Source organism: Citrobacter sp. CRE-46, from assembly GCF_059615875.1.
This window is the reverse complement of the sequence record NZ_CM184341.1, coordinates 4,888,299-4,904,853: the sequence shown is the minus strand read 5'-3', so window position 1 is coordinate 4,904,853 and position 16,555 is coordinate 4,888,299. Positions and strand designations below refer to the sequence as shown.

General features: G+C 51.3%; 18 protein-coding genes. 12 read left to right on the top strand and 6 right to left on the bottom strand.

All coding sequences use genetic code 11. The annotated features are described in order from the left end of the window. Window positions 1-26 precede the first annotated feature (26 nt). Window positions 27-968, top strand: a complete 942-nt coding sequence (locus tag AC534G_RS23815; protein ID WP_110496251.1) for a LysR family transcriptional regulator — start codon at window positions 27-29, stop codon at window positions 966-968. A 125-nt stretch (window positions 969-1,093) separates the two neighbouring features. Here the strand turns inward: AC534G_RS23815 and arsH are convergent, their stop codons facing one another. Further along, a complete protein-coding gene (gene arsH / locus AC534G_RS23810; RefSeq protein WP_085049572.1) occupies window positions 1,094-1,792 on the bottom strand; it encodes an arsenical resistance protein ArsH in 699 nt (232 codons plus the stop codon). An 85-nt stretch (window positions 1,793-1,877) separates the two neighbouring features. On the opposite strand from arsH, the gene AC534G_RS23805 reads away from it, so the two are divergent. Genes AC534G_RS23805 through arsC form a run of 3 tightly spaced genes read left to right on the top strand, consistent with a single transcriptional unit; the run spans window position 1,878 to window position 3,970 of the window. Then, complete coding sequence (locus tag AC534G_RS23805) at window positions 1,878-2,198, top strand: transcriptional regulator (RefSeq protein WP_038636209.1); 321 nt, start codon at window positions 1,878-1,880, stop codon at window positions 2,196-2,198. A gap of 44 nt (window positions 2,199-2,242) precedes the next feature. Then, the gene (locus AC534G_RS23800) at window positions 2,243-3,532 is read left to right on the top strand and encodes an arsenic transporter (RefSeq protein ID WP_038636211.1); all 1,290 of its coding nucleotides are present in this window, start codon (window positions 2,243-2,245) and stop codon (window positions 3,530-3,532) included. A gap of 12 nt (window positions 3,533-3,544) precedes the next feature. After that, the gene (gene arsC, locus AC534G_RS23795; protein ID WP_038636213.1) at window positions 3,545-3,970 is read left to right on the top strand and encodes a glutaredoxin-dependent arsenate reductase; all 426 of its coding nucleotides are present in this window, start codon (window positions 3,545-3,547) and stop codon (window positions 3,968-3,970) included. Between the two features lie 127 nt (window positions 3,971-4,097). Here arsC and AC534G_RS23790 read toward each other — a convergent pair whose 3' ends face one another. After that, window positions 4,098-4,688: a GNAT family N-acetyltransferase gene (locus AC534G_RS23790; RefSeq protein ID WP_038636215.1), complete on the bottom strand. Its 591-nt coding sequence runs from the start codon at window positions 4,686-4,688 to the stop codon at window positions 4,098-4,100. A gap of 248 nt (window positions 4,689-4,936) precedes the next feature. On the opposite strand from AC534G_RS23790, the gene AC534G_RS23785 reads away from it, so the two are divergent. Beyond that, window positions 4,937-5,413, top strand: coding sequence for a GNAT family N-acetyltransferase (locus AC534G_RS23785; RefSeq protein WP_069325171.1), 477 nt, complete (start codon window positions 4,937-4,939; stop codon window positions 5,411-5,413). Window positions 5,414-5,571: 158 nt separating this feature from the next. Here AC534G_RS23785 and AC534G_RS23780 read toward each other — a convergent pair whose 3' ends face one another. Beyond that, on the bottom strand, window positions 5,572-5,733 hold the full coding sequence (locus AC534G_RS23780; RefSeq protein ID WP_006688333.1) for a hypothetical protein: 162 nt from the start codon (window positions 5,731-5,733) through the stop codon (window positions 5,572-5,574). A gap of 141 nt (window positions 5,734-5,874) precedes the next feature. Here AC534G_RS23780 and AC534G_RS23775 point away from each other — a divergent pair, with 141 nt between their 5' ends. Together AC534G_RS23775 and rluF are read left to right on the top strand one after the other, a co-directional pair. Further along, a complete protein-coding gene (locus AC534G_RS23775; protein WP_038636218.1) occupies window positions 5,875-6,240 on the top strand; it encodes a hypothetical protein in 366 nt (121 codons plus the stop codon). Window positions 6,241-6,504: 264 nt separating this feature from the next. Further along, complete coding sequence (rluF, locus tag AC534G_RS23770; RefSeq protein ID WP_110496247.1) at window positions 6,505-7,380, top strand: 23S rRNA pseudouridine(2604) synthase RluF; 876 nt, start codon at window positions 6,505-6,507, stop codon at window positions 7,378-7,380. Here rluF and AC534G_RS23765 read toward each other — a convergent pair. The 3 genes from AC534G_RS23765 to lysC form a co-directional block, all read right to left on the bottom strand. Continuing rightward, on the bottom strand, window positions 7,377-7,649 hold the full coding sequence (locus AC534G_RS23765; RefSeq protein WP_003826541.1) for a YjbD family protein: 273 nt from the start codon (window positions 7,647-7,649) through the stop codon (window positions 7,377-7,379). The two genes, rluF and AC534G_RS23765, sit on opposite strands and share 4 nt — an antisense overlap. A 144-nt stretch (window positions 7,650-7,793) precedes the next feature. Beyond that, window positions 7,794-8,720, bottom strand: coding sequence for a ketopantoate/pantoate/pantothenate transporter PanS (gene panS / locus AC534G_RS23760; protein ID WP_069325174.1), 927 nt, complete (start codon window positions 8,718-8,720; stop codon window positions 7,794-7,796). 92 nt (window positions 8,721-8,812) lie between these two features. Continuing rightward, complete coding sequence (gene lysC / locus AC534G_RS23755; RefSeq protein WP_038636225.1) at window positions 8,813-10,162, bottom strand: lysine-sensitive aspartokinase 3; 1,350 nt, start codon at window positions 10,160-10,162, stop codon at window positions 8,813-8,815. Between the two features lie 314 nt (window positions 10,163-10,476). Here lysC and pgi point away from each other — a divergent pair, with 314 nt between their 5' ends. The 5 genes from pgi (at window position 10,477) to AC534G_RS23730 (ending at window position 16,500) form a co-directional block, all read left to right on the top strand. Next, complete coding sequence (gene pgi / locus AC534G_RS23750; RefSeq protein WP_110496245.1) at window positions 10,477-12,126, top strand: glucose-6-phosphate isomerase; 1,650 nt, start codon at window positions 10,477-10,479, stop codon at window positions 12,124-12,126. 421 nt (window positions 12,127-12,547) lie between these two features. Then, on the top strand, window positions 12,548-12,790 hold the full coding sequence (gene yjbE, locus AC534G_RS23745; RefSeq protein ID WP_003826562.1) for an exopolysaccharide production protein YjbE: 243 nt from the start codon (window positions 12,548-12,550) through the stop codon (window positions 12,788-12,790). A gap of 241 nt (window positions 12,791-13,031) precedes the next feature. Continuing rightward, window positions 13,032-13,670, top strand: a complete 639-nt coding sequence (locus AC534G_RS23740) for a YjbF family lipoprotein (protein ID WP_038636229.1) — start codon at window positions 13,032-13,034, stop codon at window positions 13,668-13,670. Next, window positions 13,667-14,404, top strand: coding sequence for a capsule biosynthesis GfcC family protein (locus AC534G_RS23735; protein WP_110496243.1), 738 nt, complete (start codon window positions 13,667-13,669; stop codon window positions 14,402-14,404). Before AC534G_RS23740 ends, AC534G_RS23735 begins: the two co-directional genes overlap by 4 nt. Beyond that, window positions 14,404-16,500, top strand: coding sequence for a YjbH domain-containing protein (locus AC534G_RS23730; RefSeq protein ID WP_110496241.1), 2,097 nt, complete (start codon window positions 14,404-14,406; stop codon window positions 16,498-16,500). Before AC534G_RS23735 ends, AC534G_RS23730 begins: the two co-directional genes overlap by 1 nt. The last annotated feature ends 55 nt before the right edge of the window (window positions 16,501-16,555 follow it).

The following is a 16,555-nucleotide window of genomic DNA, read 5'->3' as shown; positions in this document are numbered from 1 at the left end:
AAAAAATTTAATACTAAAGGGTGAAAATGAAGGATATTAACTTTGATTTTAAGCAATTGCAGGCATTTTTAGCCGTGATAGACACTGGCTCATTTACAGCCGCAGCGAGGAAACTGAATGTGACTCAGTCATCAATTTCGCAGCAGGTTGCAAACCTGGAGCTCGGATTAAATACTGCTCTAGTCAACCGTTCACAGCGACCAATCCAGATGACGATAGCCGGACAAGCACTCTACCCGTTAGGAAAAAAAATTATTGATAACGGTGTCCACCTGCAAGAACGTATCAATGCAATAAGCGACGGACATATTTCAAATCTGAAAATTGGGTTTGTGGATTCAATTAGTAAAACCGTTGGCCTGGATATCCTGAAATTCCTGCAACCACAGGTGAAGCATATTTTTCAGGTGACTGGCACAGCATCCGGATTACTCCAGGCACTTAATAATGGGAATATTAATATTGCTGTAACCATGCTGTATACTGAAATGCCACCCAATGTTAGAATGTATCCTTTGATTGAGGAAGAGTTTCTATGTATTTGCCCCAAATCGTGGCCGGAAACAGAGCTGGAAGAATTATGTAAACAGCGGAACTACATTGCTTATACCCAAAATACGCCAACGGGAATCCAGACACTTAACTGGCTGAAATGGCAAAACTTTTCTCCTACCATTCAGTTTGAAATGGACAATGCTGATGAAATATTGAAACTAATATCCTGTGGTTACGGGTGGACGTTAACGACGCCGTTGTTCATTACTACTATTCCTGCTTTTTCTAACTTGCTGAAGATTATCCGGATCAAAAAGCGTAAAGAGCGTCGTAAAATTGTTCTGCTGTGCAAGAATGATGAGTTCTCAGTTTTTTATAAAAATCTGGCGTTTGAGATTCGTTCGATATTGGAAACGAAACTGGAGCAGGAGTTTTACAACCAACTGGATTTGGATGATAATTTGCCATCATAGATATGCACACGAACATAACTGTTCTCAAATCCAATATCTGCTCCTCGCTTACAGCGGACCTTCATCTCAGTTAGCTCGTCCGCTTCGTGCCAGGAGCGGACGTTTGAGCTCAATAAGCAAGGACGTTATATTTTGTCCTGATTGACGCGGGATGAAAGCTCCTGATGGCTCTCTTTTCGCTCGCTGTAACGATCTGCAAGATAACCGGTTTGTCCCTTAAGCAGCAGCGTGATTTTAAACAGCTCCTCGGCTACATCGACGATACGGTCATACCAGGACGAAGGTTTCATTCGTCCGTTTTCGTCGAACTCTTGCCATGCCTTGGCTACAGAGGACTGGTTGGGGATAGTGAACATCCGCATCCAGCGACCCAGAATACGCATCTGGTTCACGGCATTGAAGGACTGTGAACCGCCGCAGACCTGCATTACCGCAAGTGTTTTGCCCTGCGAAGGACGAACCGCGCCTTCACTTAAGGGTATCCAGTCAATCTGCGCCTTCATCACCGCGCTCATAGCACCGTGCCGTTCCGGAGAACTCCACACCATCCCGTCACACCATCTGACCAGACCGCGCAGCTCGGTGACTTTGGGATGCGTGTCCGGCGCATCATCCGGCAGGGGTAAACCGGAGGGGTTAAAGAGTTTCACCTCCGCGCCCATCGCCGTCAGCAGGCGACCCACTTCCTCCGCGGCAAAGCGGCTGTAGGAGCGCTCTCTTACTGAACCATACAGGATCAGAATTCTTGGTGGCTCCTGCAGATGCAGGCGTTCAGCGATGTCTTGATCAAAGCATTCCGTATTCAGGGCAGGAAATTGTTCCATTTTTCTCCTCCAGAGAGAGCAGATGATTTCAAAGTTAATATATATGATTTATCATATATGTATTCTAAAGTGAACGGAGAGGAAAATGCTACAACCTGTTCAGCTTTTCAAAATCCTGTCGGATGAAACACGGCTCGCCATTGTCATGCTTCTGCGGGAGTCTGGAGAACTGTGCGTGTGCGATATCTGTGCAGCTACAGCCGAATCACAGCCCAAAATATCACGCCATATGGCTATTCTTCGCGAGTCTGGGCTAGTTCTGGATCGTCGGGAAGGCAAATGGATTCACTATCGTCTGTCACCTCATATTCCTGCGTGGGCCGCTGAGACAATCACGACGTCCTGGCAGTGCCTTCGGGAAGATGTGCGGGAATGGTTGGCAAAGTCGGCCTGCACCTCTTGCTGAGGAAGGAAAACATATTCACATAATCATATGTAACGGAGTTTGAAATGTTTTTGGCAGGGAGTATATTTTTACTGACGCTGGTACTGGTGATCTGGCAACCCAGAGGTCTGAGTATTGGCTGGAGCGCGAGTATCGGAGCTGCGCTGGCGCTGGGTACCGGAGTCATCCATATCGCTGATATTCCCGTTGTCTGGAATATCGTCTGGAACGCGACAGCGGCATTTATTGCGGTCATCATCATCAGCCTGCTGCTCGATGAGTCCGGCTTCTTTGAATGGGCCGCACTGCACGTCTCCCGCTGGGGTAACGGACGTGGCCGCCTTTTGTTTACCTGGATAGTCTTGCTTGGGGCCGCTGTTGCTGCGTTGTTTGCCAATGACGGCGCCGCACTGATCCTGACGCCGATTGTAATTGCGATGCTGCTCGCACTGGGATTCAGCCAGGGCACGACATTGGCCTTTGTCATGGCCGCAGGATTTATTGCAGATACGGCCAGCCTGCCGCTGATAGTTTCCAATCTGGTGAATATCGTCTCGGCGGACTTTTTCGGTCTGGGCTTTACGCAGTATGCCTCCGTTATGATCCCCGTAGATGTAGCCGCGATTGCGGCCACTCTGGTCATGCTGCATCTCTTCTTCCGCAAGGACATTCCGGAGACGTATGACGTTTCGCTGCTGAAGACGCCTGCCAGTGTGATAAAGGATCCGGCAACGTTCAGGGCGGGCTGGATTGTCCTGTTATTGCTGCTTGTCGGTTTCTTTGTGCTGGAACCTCTGGGGATCCCGGTCAGTGCGATAGCGGCTACTGGCGCAGCAGTACTGTTTATAGTGGCGAAAAGAGGTCATGCCATCAACACCGGAAAAGTCCTGCGCGGTGCGCCATGGCAGATTGTTATTTTTTCGCTGGGCATGTACCTGGTGGTCTATGGCCTGCGCAATGCAGGACTCACGGAGTATCTGTCTGACGTGCTGAACCTGCTGGCAGAAAAGGGGTTATGGGCAGCAACGTTCGGCACCGGTTTCCTGACCGCGTTCCTGTCATCGGTGATGAACAATATGCCGACGGTGCTGATTGGCGCACTGTCGATTGACGGGAGTACGGCGACTGGCGTCGTCAAAGAGGCTATGATTTATGCCAATGTGATTGGCTGCGATTTAGGCCCGAAAATCACCCCGATTGGCAGTCTGGCAACCTTGCTTTGGCTGCATGTGCTTGCCCAGAAAAATATAACGATTACATGGGGATATTACTTCCGCACTGGCATTATCATGACTCTGCCCGTGCTGTTTGTCACTCTGGCCGCGCTGGCGTTGCGGTTCTCCATCACTTTGTAATGAGATACAGATATGAGCAACATTACCATCTATCACAACCCTGCCTGCGGCACTTCTCGTAACACGCTGGAGATGATCCGTAACAGCGGCAACGAACCGACGATAATTTATTATCTCGATACGCCACCGACCCGTGATGAGCTGATTAAACTTATTTCAGATATGGGAATTACGGTGCGTGCATTACTGCGTAAGAATGTTGAGCCTTATGAACACCTGGGTCTTGATGAAGAGAAATTTAGTGATGAGCAGTTGATTGATTTCATGCTTCAACATCCGATCCTGATTAATCGGCCGGTAGTCGTTACGCCGCTTGGCACTCGTCTTTGCCGCCCTTCAGAAATAGTGTTGGATATTCTACCGGAAGGCCAGAAACGAGCGTTTATCAAAGAGGATGGCGAGAAGGTCATTGACGAAACGGGGAAGCGGGTTAAGTAATCTGCCCACTTCAAAATATTGGACGCCTGTTAACGTTATGCGGGCGTCCGACTCACCCAGTATGTCCGCTCTGTGCCATAAGCGGACGTCAGACAAAAGTCACATCTTCCGCCCGCAAAAGCTCGAGTTATTTCTCATTGCTGTAACTGGAGAGGCGGCGCTCAAGGTTAGTCCGAACCTGCGGCCACTCATCATCAATTATGCTATACCGTATGGAAGTACGTTTTCGGCCATCAGGCATAATTCGTTCATTTCTGATGATGCTTTCCTGGACTGCGCCAATACGGAGAATGGCAGCCTGGGAGCGCTCATTCAATACATCAGTCGTAAACTGAACGCGAACACACTTCAGTTGCTCAAAGGCGTATCGCAGTAGTAACAGTTTACTCTCGGTATTTGCAGCTGTTTTTTGCCAGCTTTGTGAATACCAGGTATGACCAATTTCGAGCTTTCGGTTTTCTCTATCAATCTTCCAGAAACGTGTTGACCCAATGACGCGTTGGTCTGATGAGAGCGTTACAGCAAACGGCATGACTGTGCCTTCAGTTTGCCCCTTCAGGGCTTTCTGAATGTACGAATCAGCTGTGTCAGCAGACGGAACTACCGTAAATGGCAGGGACCAGAGTTCCCCATCCGCAGCCGCATCAATCAATAGCTGAGCATCTGTCTTAAGCAGAGGACGGAGCGTGACAAGAGATCCTTGCAATGTAGGCGTCATATTTGTGACCTTACAGTTATTTTGTGTCGATGGATAGGACTGCATAATCCTGTACCGAATGACTTACTATGCTCCGTTTACATTTAATAATCGACTAATCAAGAGGTGATTATCTGCTTACTGCTCATGATGGCAGCTTGTCCGCTCCGTGCCTGGAGTGGACTTTCCTCTTTTGTAAAACAAAGATATTGAAACGAAACCGTTTCATGATAAATCTATAAATATAATAAGACGAAAAGGAAGAACAAATGAAAATCAGACTTGCAGTACCTGAAGAGGCAGAGGAATGCTGGAATATAAGGAATCTTTCTATTCGGGAAGGATGTAAGCCAAGTTATTGTGCCAGGGTGCTTGAGGCCTGGACGCCTGAAGCTATGCCTGAACATTACAGAGTGGTTATTACGGAAAATCCTTTCTTTGTTGTCGAGCTGCCTGATGCAGGATTGGTAGCAACGGGATATCTGGATCTTACCCAAGGTAGCGTAGAAGCTATTTTTACATTGCCGGATTATTTTGGTAAAGGTTTTGCTAGCCTGATTATTGAAACGATTAAAGCTGAAGCGATTAAAAGAGGGGTGAAACAGTTAACCTTGACCTCAACGCCAAACGCGCAAACTTTCTACGAAAAGCATGGTTTTATGTTTATCAAGGAAACTACATCCCCATCAAGACTTGCCCAAACAGATCTGCGTTGCATGGATATGTCCATCGCATTATCAGCCTGAGTTTTCTTTTGTTCTGGCAGGAAAGCTCACCAACGGAAATCTAACCGCTACGAGGTCAGTACAGCAGCTTCGAAGCCTTGGGCTGACATAACTCATATGTTCAATGTCCGTTCCCCGCTCTAAACAGACCTTCAGAAAACGATACATAATGCCGACCACTAGACTTCGATCCCTTTCTGCTTCAGCTCTTTTCTGATAATACGCTTAATCCATGCTGCCAACGATTCATCGCCATCCTGCCGCTGTGCTTCTTCCATCGCTTTGCGAAGTTCCGGATCCAGACGGAATTGAAACGGAGGATTGCCTCTTCTTTCGTTCATGTGTGTTGACACATTAATTACACAAGAGTGGTGTGAGTATGTGTGATGACACATTACTCTCACACACCCAAAATGACAACGCCCCGAAAGTGCGGGAACACGATCAGGGCGTCTAACCACAACATTATACGAGGTAATGCTATGGCTGATGCTAATAGTACCACTAACGCCTGTTTTGCGTCTTCTTCTCCCATTCCGCAAGCCGATCTGCTTTATTTTCCACTCGCCGAGGCGTTCCGCCATCTTGATTGTAGCCGTCTTACTAGCGAAGAAAATCTGGCGCTATCGTTTGGCTGCGAAGAGGCGCTGGCAGGGCTGTACCAGACGCTGAATTTTATGGGCGAAAGCCTGCTGACCATGGCGGGTGAAGGCCAGGAACATTTTGCGTATGAGAGCGTATGCCAGTTAGGACACAGTCTGGTCAACATCAGCCAGTTGATTCCCGCACTGGCGCAGCTGGAAGCAAAAGCTGACCAGCAACTGTTTGTCAGCGACTCCCTAAACTAATCTGGAAAGCGCCTCGCAGACTTCTTCTTCGGGGCGTGACAGACCTGAAAAAGCGGCATAGTTTCAATCGCACATTTACACACTGTTCTTTTTTATCGCCCACAAGGTAGGGTATATTTCGCTTTTAATACACAAAATCATTCAAGTTGTATCAAGGCGGCAAGGGAACGAATCCCTGGGAGCATAGATTGCTATGTGACCTGGGGGAGTGAGGGCAGCCAACGCAGAGACAGCTTGAAGGATGAAGTGTATACAGGAGAAACTATGCTGCCCGACTCATCCATCCGATTAAATAAATACATCAGTGAAAGCGGAATCTGCTCGCGTCGCGAGGCGGATCGCTTTATCGAACAAGGGAATGTCTTCCTGAATGGTAAACGCGCCACCATTGGCGATCAGGTAAAGCCTGGCGACGTCGTAAAAGTGAATGGTCGGTTGATTGAGCCGCGTGAAGCGGAAGATCTGGTTTTTATCGCGCTGAACAAGCCAGTAGGGATTGTCAGCACCACCGAAGACAGCGAGCGCGACAACATTGTTGATTTCGTGAATCACAGCAAGCGTGTGTTCCCAATCGGTCGTCTGGACAAAGATTCCCAGGGACTTATCTTTCTGACCAACCACGGCGACCTGGTGAATAAAATCCTGCGTGCCGGTAACGATCATGAAAAAGAGTATCTGGTGACGGTAGATAAGCCGGTCACTGATGACTTTATCCGTGGGATGGGGGCCGGTGTGCCAATCCTCGGCACCGTCACCAAGAAATGTAAGGTGAAGAAAGAAGCGCCGTTTGTGTTTCGCATCACGCTGATTCAGGGGCTGAACCGCCAGATCCGCCGCATGTGCGAGCACTTTGGCTATGAAGTTACCAAACTTGAGCGTACGCGTATCATGAACGTTGGTTTATCCGGCCTGCCGCTTGGCGAATGGCGCGACCTGACGGATGACGAACTGATCGAACTCTTTAAGCTGATCGAGAACTCGTCCTCGGAAGCCAAACCGAAGGCGAAAGCGAAGCCAAAAACCGCAGGCATTAAGCGCCCGGTAGTGAAAATCGAAAAATCTGCGGAGAAAGAGAAATCGCGCCCGGCAGCAAACGGCAAACGCTTTACCTCGCCGGGGCGTAAGAAGAAAGGGCGTTAACGTCTGCCGCGCGTTGGCGTATTCGCTGACCAGGAAAACGATGCTTCCGCATCCGGTTTATAAGCCTGCTTTTTCTTTAACTGGCGGGCTTTTTTTGCTTCCGCTTCGCGCAAGGCCATCAGTTTATCGATGTACTCTTTCTTGATGCTGTTGGTCTCTGCGTTGGTCAGCAGCCGACCATGCGCTATGCGTGCGCGGTCGAGCAGCGTTTTCAGTTCACGCTGCTCGCGCTCGGTCATCTCTTTTTGGGTAATGCGGGGGAGTGCCATAGGGGTGCCCTCTGTTAGCCGATATCCTCAGTGTACGGCAAAGTGCAGAGGCTGGGTAGGCCGGATAAGGCGTTAGCCGCCATCCGGCGACGTGCGCGTATTATGCCTGCTAGCGCTTACACTTATCAGGCCTACAGCCGACAATTAGCGGCGTGCTTTCTCTTTAATCGGTTTACCGGACCAGTAACCCGCCAATAGCGAACCAGAAAGGTTGTGCCAAACGGAGAACAGCGCGCCGGGCAGGGCGGCAAGCGGGCCGAAATAGATTTTGCCCAGCGCAGCGGCCAGGCCTGAATTCTGCATGCCGACTTCGATAGCTAAAGTACGGCAGGTCGACTCGTCGAAACCAAACAGTTTTCCGCCCCAGTAGCCGCCGAGCAGGCCAATGGTGTTATGCAGGATAACGGCGATAATCACCACAAAGCCAACGGACGCAATGTGCGAAGCGGAGCCTGCCACGACGGCGCTGATGATCGCCAGGATGCACACCATAGAAAACGCGGGCAGAAACGGCTCGACGGCTTTTACGACGCGTGGGAACAGATGGTGAATGACCAGTCCCAGGGCAATCGGAATGACCACGATCTGCAGAATACTCAGCAGCATACCCATCACATCCACCTGAATATGCGCATCGACATACAGCCGTGTCAGCAGCGGTGTGGCGACGACGCCGACCAACGTTGAAACGGATGAAATAGTCACGGAGAGCGCTACATCACCTTTTGCCAGATAGATCATGACGTTAGACGCTGTTCCACTGGCGACGCTACCGACCAGCACCATGCCTGCGGACAGTTCCGGCGGCATATTAAAAGCCAGCGCCAAAATCCAGGCGGCGAGCGGCATCACCAGATAATGCAGGAAAATACCCGCGGCGACCGGCGCAGGACGTGAGAGTACACGTTTAAAGTCATCCACCTTCAAATGGACGCCCATGCCGAACATAATCAGCATCAGTAACGACGGCACGAATGGCCCGACAGGTGTAAAAGTGGAGGGCGTGTAATACGCAATAACAGAGAGCAGCAGCGCCCATAATGGGAACAGCCGCGTCAGAGTAGCGAGCATGTTATATTCCTTGCGATTGAAATGTGTTGTGTTGTTATAAAAAAGCCGGGTTCGAGCCCGGCTATAGTTATTGTTTATCGCGTGATGAAATATTATTCAAACAAATTATGGTGCAGCTTCTGTACCACCTGTTCGGCTTCGGTACCTGGCACCAGGAAGCACAGGTTATGGCTGGACGCGCCGTAGCAAATCATGCGGATGTTGAACGGCTCCAGTACGCCGAACACCTCTTTACCCACGCCGCAGGCTTTGGACAGGTCGTTGCCAATCAGCGCTACCAGCGCCAGGTCTTCTTCCACTTCAACCCGACACAGGGCAGACAGTTCCATCAGCAGAGACTGTGTTAACAGCGTATCGCCAGTAGACGTTGAACCGGTGGTATCCAGCGTCAGCGCCACGCTGACTTCCGATGTGGTAATTAAATCTACCGAGATGTTGTGGCGCGCCAGGATGCCGAACACTTCCGCTAAAAAGCCGCGAGAGTGCAGCATATTCAGGCTATGCAGCGTTAGCAGCGTTTGCTTACGGCGTAGCGCCAGGGCACGGAACAACGGTGGATTTTGGGTTTTATTGCATACCAGCGTACCGCCTGCTTTTGGATCCTTACTGGAGCCAACAAACACCGGGATATCGCTACGTACGGCAGGTAACAGGGTTGCCGGGTGCAGCACTTTCGCGCCGAAGGTCGCCATTTCCGCGGCTTCTTCGAAGGCGATTTCATCAATACGTTTAGCGGCTGGAACAACGCGCGGATCGGTGGTGTAAATGCCGGGAACATCGGTCCAGATATCGACGCGCGTTGCGTGCAGCGCTTCAGCCAGCAGGGCGGCCGTATAATCACTGCCGCCGCGTCCCAGCGTGGTAGTGCGGCCTTTGCTTTCGCTGCCGATAAAGCCTTGGGTAATCACCAGACCTTCACTCAGACGTGGGGCTAACTGAAGCGTTGCCAGTTCGGCCAGCGCCGCGACGTCGGGTTCTGCACGACCGAAACGATCGTTAGTGCGCATCACTTTACGTACGTCAAACCATTGCGCCTGGACGTTGCGCTCACGCAGGATCTCAACAAACAGGAGGGTAGACATCAGCTCGCCGTGGCTGACCAGTTCGTCGGTCAGCGCGGTTGAGGTCGCCAGTGACGCCGCCTCTGCCAGCGTGGTGATGTTTTCCAGCAGGCGTTCGATCTCTTCACGAATCACGTTTGGATAACGCAGGCGTTCCAGAATATTGAACTGAATTTGACGAATGGCGTCGAGTTTTTCGAAGCGCTCGGTTGGCTCCAGCCCTTCCGCCAGAGCAACCAGCAGGTTGGTAATGCCTGCCGATGCGGAGAGCACCACTAACCGGACGTTCGCATCAGAAAGCACCACATCAGCGCTGCGATTCATGGCATCAAAGTCCGCCACGCTGGTACCGCCAAACTTGGAGACAACTACATCAGTCATAACTACCTCGTGTCAGGGAGTGAATAGAGCGACCATGGCACATAAGGCAGAACGGAAACCGGTGCAGGCGCAAATGCAAATACCGTATTTATAAATAAAATGTGTAGCTTGCACTGTCAACGCTGGGATTATGCGGATTTTTCATGCTGCAACTGCGTTGAGTAACGGTACTAATAACAACGCTGATAACGGCTATACTTTTTAGCCTCGTTTGGCGGATGCCCTGGCAATGGCATTAAAACAATCACACTTTTCTGTGACTGGCGTTACAATCGATCTCAGTCACAATTCTCAAAATCAGAAGAGTATTGCTAATGAAAAACATCAATCCAACGCAGACCTCAGCCTGGCAGGCACTACAAAAACACTTTGAAGAGATGAAAGACGTTACTATCGCCGATCTGTTCGCGAAAGATAGCGATCGTTTCACCAAATTTTCCGCGACATTTGACGATCTGATGCTGGTGGATTTCTCCAAAAACCGCATTACTGAAGAGACGCTGGCCAAACTGCAGGATCTGGCGAAAGAGACCGATTTGGCAGGCGCCGTCAAGTCCATGTTCTCCGGTGAGAAAATCAACCGTACCGAAGACCGTGCCGTGCTGCACGTGGCGCTGCGCAACCGTAGCAATACCCCAATCATCGTTGACGGCAAAGATGTGATGCCGGAAGTGAACGCGGTGCTGGAGAAGATGAAATCCTTCTCTGAAGCGATCATCTCCGGAAGCTGGAAAGGCTATACCGGCAAAGCCATTACTGATGTAGTGAACATCGGTATCGGTGGTTCCGACCTTGGTCCGTTCATGGTGACCGAAGCGCTGCGTCCGTATAAAAACCATCTGAACATGCACTTTGTGTCTAACGTCGATGGGACGCACATCGCTGAAGTGCTGAAGAAAGTGAACCCGGAAACCACGCTGTTCCTGGTCGCTTCTAAAACCTTCACCACCCAGGAAACTATGACTAACGCCCATAGCGCGCGCGACTGGTTCCTGAAAACCGCCGGTGATGAAAAACACGTTGCCAAGCACTTCGCAGCCCTTTCCACTAACGCGAAAGCGGTCGGCGAATTCGGTATTGATACCGCCAATATGTTCGAATTCTGGGATTGGGTTGGCGGCCGTTACTCCCTGTGGTCAGCGATTGGTCTGTCGATCATCCTGTCCGTCGGTTTCGACAACTTCGTAGAGCTGCTGTCCGGCGCGCACGCGATGGACAAACACTTCTCCACTACCCCGGCGGAGAAAAACCTGCCGGTGCTGCTGGCGCTGATCGGTATCTGGTACAACAATTTCTTTGGTGCTGAAACCGAAGCGATCCTGCCGTATGACCAGTATATGCACCGTTTCGCGGCCTACTTCCAGCAGGGCAATATGGAATCCAACGGTAAATACGTGGACCGTAACGGCAACGCGGTGGATTACCAGACCGGCCCAATCATTTGGGGTGAGCCGGGGACTAACGGCCAGCATGCGTTCTACCAGCTGATCCACCAGGGTACAAAAATGGTGCCGTGCGATTTCATCGCCCCGGCTATCACCCACAACCCGCTATCGGATCACCATCCGAAACTGTTGTCTAACTTCTTTGCTCAGACTGAAGCGCTGGCGTTCGGTAAATCTCGTGAAGTGGTTGAGCAGGAATACCGCGACCAGGGTAAAGATCCGGCAACGCTGGAACACGTGGTGCCGTTCAAAGTGTTCGAAGGCAACCGCCCGACCAACTCCATCCTGCTGCGTGAAATCACGCCGTTCAGCCTGGGGGCGCTAATTGCGCTGTATGAGCACAAAATCTTTACTCAGGGCGCAATCCTGAACATCTTCACTTTCGACCAGTGGGGTGTGGAGCTGGGCAAACAGCTGGCAAATCGCATCCTGCCTGAGCTGAATGATGATAAAGAGATTACCAGCCATGATTGCTCGACTAACGGTTTGATTAACCGTTATAAGTCCTGGCGCGCCTGATGACGCTGCGCTTATCCGGCCTACAGGCACACATTTGTAGGCCGGATAAGGCGTTTAGCCGCCATCCGGCATTAATGCAATAAAAAAGCCGATATTAATATCGGCTTTTTTTATAAGATTGCTCCAGGATCTCGACATTTTTGCTTCACACCTTAATTGAGTTTAATCCTAAAATAATTAACTTAACGGAATTTGATTTCTGTCCTTTTCAGAATTTACGGATATTGTATTTCTGGTGTGTATATTTTAACTGATTGATTTTACTGTTTAATGCTATTAATTAATAATAGCAATCTACTTTCTTTTCTCATTGTCCTAAATTCCCGCCAGGCGTAATTTGCACACTTTGGCTTGTGTATACTCGATCTCGCCCGAAATTCTTTTGGGTAAATCTCCATTCATTAAATGAAGGGAATTTGTGATGAAAAAAGTTCTGTATGGCCTTTGGGCTATATCTGCGCTTGCGGCGACCTCTGTCTATGCTGCTCCCGTTCAGGTGGGTGAGGCTGCAGGGTCGGCTGCCGCGTCGGTTTCGGCAGGAAGTTCCTCCGCTACCAGCGTGAGCACCGTAAGTTCTGCGGTGGGGGTGGCCCTTGCGGCAACCGGTGGTGGTGATGGTTCTAATACCGGAACGACAACCACGACAACCACCAGTACCCAGTAATACCGGTACGTAGCCCCTAAATAATTCGCGTTGCAGGAAGGCGGCAAGTGAGTGAGTCCCCGGGAGCATAGATAGCTATGTGACCGGGGTGAGTGAACGTAGCTAACGCATCTGCAACGTGAAGTATGACGGGGATTAATTCTAACCACACTTCGGTGTGGTTATTTTGAATTGCCAAAAGCCTGCGGGATTTGTAGGCCGGGTAAGCGTTGCGCACCCGGCAATAATGCGGAGAAGTGTCGTGAAGCGACCAGCGCTCATATTGGTTTGCCTGTTACTACAGGCGTGCTCGGCCACCACCGAAGGGCTGGGCCATTCGCTGTGGGATAGTGTGTTTGGTACTCCCGGCGTTCAGATGACGGATGATGAAATCCAAAACATGCCCTACGCCAGCCAGTATATGCAGCTCAATGGTGGTCCACAGCTGTTTGTCGTACTCGCGTTTGCAGAAAACGGACAACAGAAATGGGTGACTCAGGATCAGGCCATTCTCGTCACGCAGCATGGGCGCATTGTGAAAACGCAGCTCGGCGGTGACAACCTGATTGAGGTGAATAATCTGGCAGCGGACCCGCTCATCAAACCCAATCAGATAGCCGATGGCGCAACATGGACCCGCACGATGGGCTGGACTGAACATCAGCAGGTGCGCTATGCCACCGCCCGCTCTGTTTTCACATGGGATGGCACTGACAGTATTCAGGTCGGCAGCGATGAAACGCCAGTACGCATCCTTGATGAAGAGATAACGACCGATCAAACGCGCTGGCATAACCGCTACTGGATCGATAGCGAAGGGCAAATCCGTCAGTCGGAACAGTATCTGGGGGCTAATTTCTTCCCGGTGAAAACCACGCTGATTAAGGCGGCAAAGTCATGATGAAACGAGCCGTAATGGCGCTGGTTTTTAGCCTGAGCGCACCCTCTGTTTTTGCTGCGGGCAATGTCAAAGTCATGATTGCAGGCAGCGCTGAACCCAAAATATTGACCGGTGCGGAGCGTCTGATCGATCTGGTTGGACAGCCGCGGCTGAGTAATAGCTGGTGGCCCGGAGCGGTCATCAGCGAAGAGCGGGCAACGGCGGCGGCAGAACGCCAGCAGCAGACACTACTGGCTCGTCTGGCAGCGCTGAGTGCTGAAGAAAGCGGTGACGATGCGGCGGCTATCAACGCATTACGCCAGCAAATTCAGGCGCTGAAGGTGACCGGCAGACAGAACATTAACCTTGACCCGGATGTGGTGCGCGTCAGCGAGCGAGGCAACCCGCCGTTGCAGGGCAACTACACGCTATGGGTTGGATCGCAGCCAACGGATATCACATTGTTTGGTTTGCTAAGCCGTCCGGGTAAACAACCGTTTGTGCCCGGGCGTGATGTCGCCACCTATCTCGATGGGCAAAGTCGGCTCAGCGGAGCGGATCGCAGCTACGCGTGGGTCATCTATCCCGATGGACGCTCGCAAAAAGTTCCTATCGCTTACTGGAACAAACGTCACGTTGAGCCGATGCCCGGCAGCATCATTTTTGTCGGACTCTCTGATGCCTTCTGGAGCAGTACCCCGGATGAAATCAATGCCGATATTCTTCACACCCTGACCCAGCGGATACCTGAATAATGAGAAAAACTTATCTGCTCAGCTTACTGGCGCTGGGCGTAAGCGTTGCCTGTCACGGTGAAACATGGCCTGCGCCTATTGGTCCATCCCAGTCCGATTTTGGCGGCGTGGGCCTGCTGCAAACCCCGACTGCACGTATGGCGCGTGAAGGGGAAATGAGCCTCAACTACCGGGACAACGATCAGTACCGCTACTACTCTGCGTCGGTGCAACTGTTCCCCTGGCTGGAAACCACGCTGCGCTATACCGATGTGCGTACTAAAAAATACAGCAGCGTGGAGTCATTTTCTGGCGATCAGACATACAAGGATAAAGCGTTTGATCTCAAGCTGCGGCTGTGGGAAGAGAGCTACTGGATGCCGCAGGTGGCCGTTGGCGCGCGGGATATTGGCGGGACGGGTCTGTTTGATGCGGAGTATATTGTGGCGAATAAAGCCTGGGGCCCGTTTGATTTCTCGCTCGGTCTGGGCTGGGGGTATCTTGGCACCAGCGGCAACGTCAGCAATCCGTTTTGCTCATACAGCGATAAATTTTGTCATCGCGATAACAGCTACAAGCAGGCTGGTTCTATTGACGGCAGTCAGATGTTTCATGGTCCGGCATCGTTATTTGGCGGCGTGGAATATCAGACACCCTGGCAGCCGCTGCGCCTGAAACTGGAGTATGAAGGCAATAATTACCAGCAGGATTTTGCGGGCAAGCTGGATCAAAAGAGCAAGTTTAACGTCGGCGCTATCTATCGCGTCACCGATTGGGCCGACGTTAACCTCAGCTATGAGCGCGGGAACACCTTTATGTTTGGGTTTACGCTGCGGACTAACTTCAACGACTTGCGACCAAACTATAACGATAACGCCCGTCCGAAGTATCAACCACAGCCGCAGGATGCGATTCTGCAACATTCGGTAGTGGCGAATCAGTTAACGCTGCTGAAATATAACGCCGGGCTGGCGGATCCCAAAATCCAGGTGCAGGGCGATACGCTGTATGTGACCGGCGAACAGGTGAAATACCGTGATTCGCGAGAAGGGATCGAACGCGCCAATCGGATCGTGATGAACGATCTTCCCGACGGGATCCGCACGATCCGGATTACCGAAAATCGCCTTAACTTGCCGCAGGTGACGACCGAAACGGATGTTTCCAGCCTTAAGCGACACCTGGAAGGTGAGCCGCTGGGTCATGAAACACAACTGGCGCAAAAACGCGTTGAGCCCGTGGTGCCGAAAACGACCGAGCAGGGTTGGTATATTGATAAGTCTCGCTTTGATTTTCATATCGATCCGGTGCTCAATCAGTCGGTGGGCGGCCCGGAAAACTTCTATATGTACCAGTTGGGCGTAATGGGAACTGCGGATTGGTGGGTGACCGATCATATGCTGACCACCGGGAGTTTGTTCGCCAACCTCGCCAATAACTATGACAAATTTAACTACACCAACCCGCCGCAGGATTCGCATTTACCACGCGTGCGTACTCATGTGCGCGAGTATGTGCAAAACGATGTCTACGTGAATAACCTGCAGGCCAACTACTTCCAGTCACTCGGAAACGGGTTCTACGGACAGGTTTACGCTGGTTACCTGGAGACCATGTACGGCGGGGCGGGAGCCGAGGTGTTGTATCGTCCGTTAGACAGCAACTGGGCGTTTGGCATTGACGCCAACTATGTGAAACAGCGTGACTGGCGTAGCGCGCAGGATATGATGAAATTCACCGACTACAGCGTGAAGACCGGGCATTTGACGGCTTACTGGAATCCTTCATTCGCCCAGGATGTACTGGTGAAAGCCAGCGTCGGCCAGTATCTGGCGGGAGATAAGGGTGGCACGCTGGAAATTGCCAAACGCTTCGACAGCGGTGTGGTGGTGGGCGGCTATGCGACCATCACCGACGCCTCGCCGGATGAGTACGGAGAGGGCGATTTTACCAAAGGGGTGTACGTTTCCGTGCCGCTGGATCTCTTCTCTTCAGGTCCAACCCGCAGTCGTGCGGCGATTGGCTGGACGCCGTTGACGCGTGACGGTGGGCAGCAGTTGGGACGTAAGTTTGGTCTGTATGATATGACCAGCGACAGAAGTGAGAACTTCCGTTAATGTTTGATCAACCGGTGCGCTTATCCGGCCTACATTGTCGGTCGGATAAGGCATT